Origin of the sequence: Microbacterium sp. H6 (assembly GCF_003314775.1) — a bacterium.
GTDB lineage: Bacteria > Actinomycetota > Actinomycetes > Actinomycetales > Microbacteriaceae > Microbacterium > Microbacterium oxydans.
Genome location: NZ_QOAY01000139.1, coordinates 6,837 through 10,857 on the forward strand (window position 1 = coordinate 6,837; position 4,021 = coordinate 10,857).

The following is a 4,021-nucleotide window of genomic DNA, read 5'->3' on the forward strand; positions in this document are numbered from 1 at the left end:
AGATGCGGTTGTGTCCGCCCGCGGCGAGGATCACGGCATCCGCGTGGATGAGGTAGCGGGTGCCGTCGGCCTGGTCGAAGCCGTAGGCCCCGAACACGACGTTGTCGCGCACCAGGAGGCGGGTGATGTAGACGTGGTCGAGGATCGGCACGTCGAGCTGCTCGGCCTTGCGCACGAGGGTGCGCTGGATCTCGAGCCCCGTGTAGTCGCCGGCGAATGCCGTACGCCGGAAGGTGTGAGCGCCGAAGAACCGCTGCGAGATGCGGCCGTCGTCTTCACGCGCGAAGTCCATGCCCCAGCGCTCGAGGTCGCGGATGCCCCGCTCGGCGCCCTGAGTGACGATCTCGACCGTGTGCGGGTTGGCGAGGAGGTAGCTCTCCTTGATGGTGTCGGCCGCGTGCTGCTGCCAGCTGTCCTCCGCGTCCATCGTGCCGAGCGCGGCGTTGATGCCGCCGGCGGCGAGGGAAGTGTGCGCGTCCTGCCGCGGCCGTTTGCCCACGGCGAGCACGTCGACGCCGTGTTCGGCGATCTCGATCGCTGCCCGGAGACCCGAGCCTCCGGTGCCGATGACGAGGACGGTGGTGGATATCTGACGTTCGCGCGTAGCCATGCGGTCCACGGTAGTTAGGGGAACCTAATAACTCCAATGCATAGTTCGACTTGAAACGATGCGGGTAGGCTATGGCCATGAACCTCGAGCAGCTCCGCGGGTTCGTCGAGGTCGCACGTCTCGGACACTTCACCCGCGCCTCCGAGCACCTGCACCTGGCACAGCCGTCTTTGAGCCGGCAGATCTCGACGCTGGAGCGCGAGCTCGGCGCCGAGCTGTTCCACCGCGCGCGCGGCCATATCGCCCTCACGGCCGCCGGCGAGACGCTCCTCCCCCGCGCACAGCGCATGCTGGCGGAGGCCGATGCCATCCGCGACGAGATGGGCGAGCTGGCGGGACTCCGACGGGGACGCGTGCGCCTCGGCGCCCCTCCCACCCTCTGCATCAGCCTCGTCGCCGAGGCGATCCGCTCCTTCCACGCCGCGCACCCCGGCGTCGACCTGCATCTCACCGAAAGCGGTTCTCGCCGCCTCGTCGAGGAGCTCGCCGTCGGCGCCGTCGACATCGCACTCATCACGGAATCCGACGGCCCTCCACCCTCGGGGTTCAGCCTCACGCGGATGCCGCTGCTCACCGAGGAGCTCGTCGTCGTCTCGGCCGCGACCGAGCCGCCCGTATCGAGCTCGGCATCCATGACGCTCCTCCACCTCGCGTCCCTCCCCCTGATCGCACTCGACGAGACCTACGAGCTTCGAGCCACGACCGAGGCGGCCTTCCGCGCCGAGGGCCTCAGGCCCACCCATGTGCTCGAAGGCGCCGAGATGGACGCGGTGCTGCGTTTCGTCGAGCGCGGTGTCGGCGTCGCGGTCGTGCCGGCGATGGTGCTCCTCGATCGCCCCGCCCTGCGATCGGTCCGGCTGACGCACCCCATGATGACCCGCACGGTCAGCCTCGCCCACCGTGCGGATGTGACACCGGCCGTCGCCGTCGCCGCGATCCGCGACGTGATCGTCGCGACCGCCGCCGAGGTGGCCGACCGCGACCCGGCGATCACGAGCCTGCTCACCTGACGACGCGGGGCTCATCCTCAACGATGAGTCGGCTCGTTCCCGACAACGCAGAAACGGCCTCCACCGGAGTGGAAGCCGTTTCTCACTGTCTCAACACAGTGTGCGCCCGAAGGGACTCGAACCCCTAACCTTCTGTTTCGGAGACACGGCCTCCTTCTGGACCGCTGAGCGCTCCCTCACCCTCGCCGCAATGTGGTGTCAGGTAGAGCCTGACGCCGAAATCGCGTACTCGGTGGGGGCGGCATCATGAGCCGTCAGACGGTCGAAACGCTCGACTACATCGCGTTTGCGCGTCGAGTCATCCGCGCCGCTGGACAGCGTTGCGCCGAGGCCGATGACTTCGAGTTGGCCGAGCTCATCACCCTTCGGGATGACGTGGAGGATGCGATCACTCGCGCCGTCGTCGGCCTCCGGGACCAGGGCCACTCCTGGCAGTACATCGGGGATGCGCTCGGTATCAAGCGCCAGAGCGCACAGGAGCGGTACGCGAAGGCGTGTGCCGCGTGAACGCCACACACGAGATTCGGAGCCACGATGCCTGACCAGAAGCCTCGCCGCCGCTACGACCCCAACGCGGGCACCGGCTGGTTCGAGTGGTTCAAGATGCCGGAGAACACGACGGAGATCGCCTACGTGCACGAGAACGGCGAGGTGTTCGACCCCGTGCGCGGATGGAACCCCCTGGAGTTCACCATCGCCGCCGCCGAGGGCAAGGCGTTCCGGCTTGTTCGCGCGGTCGATGTCGCCGCAGATGTCGAGGTTCGGGGCCACTAAATCCAAACGCTCTACTTATGATGAGGCCGTGCGAAGGGCGCGGCCTCATCCAGTTAATGAGGAGTACACATGCTGAATGAGGCATGGATCGCCGAAGTCGATGGCTTCTTGGCGCACCAGAAGGCGGGAGGCAAGCCCGAGACGACACGTCGGGCTCGCCGTGATCACCTTTATCATCTTGCCCGTCGTCTCGACGTGGAGACCCCGTGGGGCGTCGTGGGCGAAGACCTGATCGCATACGTCGGAAAGCAAGAGTGGGCGAAGGAGACGCGCCGGTCCCGCCGCGCGACCTTCCTCGCGTTCTGGCGGTGGGGAGTCGCAACGGGGCGGTGCGAGTCGGTGGTTGCGGAAGTGCTCCCGATAGTCCGCGCCACGCCCCCGCGTCCACGTCCTGCTCCGGATGCGGTCTATCGGGAAGCGCTACTGCGCGCGCCCGCGCGTGAAACGCTGATGCTACGGATGGCTGCGGAGATGGGGTTGCGCCGGTCGGAAGTCGCCCAGGCGCATACGCGCGATCTGCTCGATGACTTAGTGGGGTGGTCCCTTGTCGTCCACGGGAAGGGGGATAAGGAGCGCGTAGTGCCGGTACCCGGTTCACTCGCGCGCGCCATCCAAGACCTTCCGACTGGCTACCTGTTCCCCGGCGATTGGGGTCCGGGGCACCTGTCCCCCGCCTACGTGGGCAAGCGCATCCGCAACTTGATGCCGGATGGCTGGACGATGCACACCCTGCGCCATCGTTTCGGCACTCGCGCGTACGCCCTCCGGAGTGACCTGCTTCTCGTGCAGGAGCTACTGGGACATGCCTCACCTTCGACGACAAGGCGATATGTTGAGCTTGATCGCAAGAGGATGCGATCGCTCGTGGAAGACCTGGAGGCCGCTGATGTCCGCTACGCCAATGCCTGACGGATCACGCAGAGCCACCCCCGCCGAACGCGTCGCGTGGGTCATCGTGTGCGGCGGCCTCGTACTGTTCTTCGTTGCGCTTGTCGTGTTCGGCAATAGCTCCGACGAGCCCGACGCCCCGACCGTGTGGATGGTCATTGGCGGCGGGCTCGCGGCTGTTGCGCTCATCCCGGCGCTACTGCTGACCGGTGTCCGTCAGCTGTTCCCGCTCGGCGCGGAGTTGCGCACGGGTGACCACGGTCGGGACAGCGCCGGTCTCGACGTCTCGTAGCGCTTCCGGGGCGTGCTCAGCGAGCGCGCCCCGGAGTACCGCAATCTCCTCTTCCTTGCGAGAGAGCGTCCCGTTGGTGTTCGCCTTGATTGTCGCAATCTCCTTGTTCTGCTGCGCTTGCATCGTTGCCAAGCCGCCGAATCCAGCCAGCAGCGTGAGCAGCGTGAACAGGAAGTTCATGAGCGTGGCTGTCGCGTCGGGCTTGACGATGAGCAGCAGCACCACGCCGATCAGGCCGAGGCCCGCGAGGATCGAGATGATGAGGAAGATGGTCTGCTTGTTCATGTGATTCTCCGGGTCTATTTGTTGGGTGCGCCGATGTAGGCGCAGAGGTAGTTGAAGGTGTCCCAGGTGACTCTGGGCACCTTTTCGAGCGGCGGGAGCGGCATGAGGTCGGTCGCTCCGTGCTCGCGGAGGAACGCGACCTGATCGCGGAATGTGTTGTAC

5 protein-coding genes and 1 pseudogene are annotated in these 4,021 nt (G+C 66.5%); 4 read left to right on the plus strand and 2 right to left on the minus strand.

The window, feature by feature from the left end; translation table 11 throughout:
* A pseudogene (locus DSP71_RS23450) lies at positions 1 to 610 on the minus strand (FAD-dependent oxidoreductase); the annotation flags it as partial.
* A 77-nt stretch (positions 611 to 687) separates the two neighbouring features.
* On the opposite strand from DSP71_RS23450, the gene DSP71_RS08970 reads away from it, so the two are divergent.
* The 4 genes from DSP71_RS08970 (at position 688) to DSP71_RS08990 (ending at position 3,303) form a co-directional block, all read left to right on the plus strand.
* Positions 688 to 1,620 carry a LysR family transcriptional regulator gene (locus DSP71_RS08970; RefSeq protein ID WP_058631591.1) on the plus strand — a complete coding sequence of 311 codons (933 nt, stop codon included), beginning with the start codon at positions 688 to 690 and terminating at the stop codon, positions 1,618 to 1,620.
* A 246-nt stretch (positions 1,621 to 1,866) separates the two neighbouring features.
* The gene (locus tag DSP71_RS08980) at positions 1,867 to 2,127 is read left to right on the plus strand and encodes a hypothetical protein (protein ID WP_113680920.1); all 261 of its coding nucleotides are present in this window, start codon (positions 1,867 to 1,869) and stop codon (positions 2,125 to 2,127) included.
* A gap of 27 nt (positions 2,128 to 2,154) precedes the next feature.
* Positions 2,155 to 2,394 carry a hypothetical protein gene (locus DSP71_RS08985; protein ID WP_113680921.1) on the plus strand — a complete coding sequence of 80 codons (240 nt, stop codon included), beginning with the start codon at positions 2,155 to 2,157 and terminating at the stop codon, positions 2,392 to 2,394.
* Between the two features lie 69 nt (positions 2,395 to 2,463).
* Positions 2,464 to 3,303, plus strand: a complete 840-nt coding sequence (locus DSP71_RS08990) for a site-specific integrase (RefSeq protein ID WP_113680922.1) — start codon at positions 2,464 to 2,466, stop codon at positions 3,301 to 3,303.
* Positions 3,304 to 3,478: 175 nt separating this feature from the next.
* Here the strand turns inward: DSP71_RS08990 and DSP71_RS08995 are convergent, their stop codons facing one another.
* Complete coding sequence (locus tag DSP71_RS08995) at positions 3,479 to 3,859, minus strand: hypothetical protein (RefSeq protein WP_113680923.1); 381 nt, start codon at positions 3,857 to 3,859, stop codon at positions 3,479 to 3,481.
* Positions 3,860 to 4,021 lie beyond the last annotated feature (162 nt).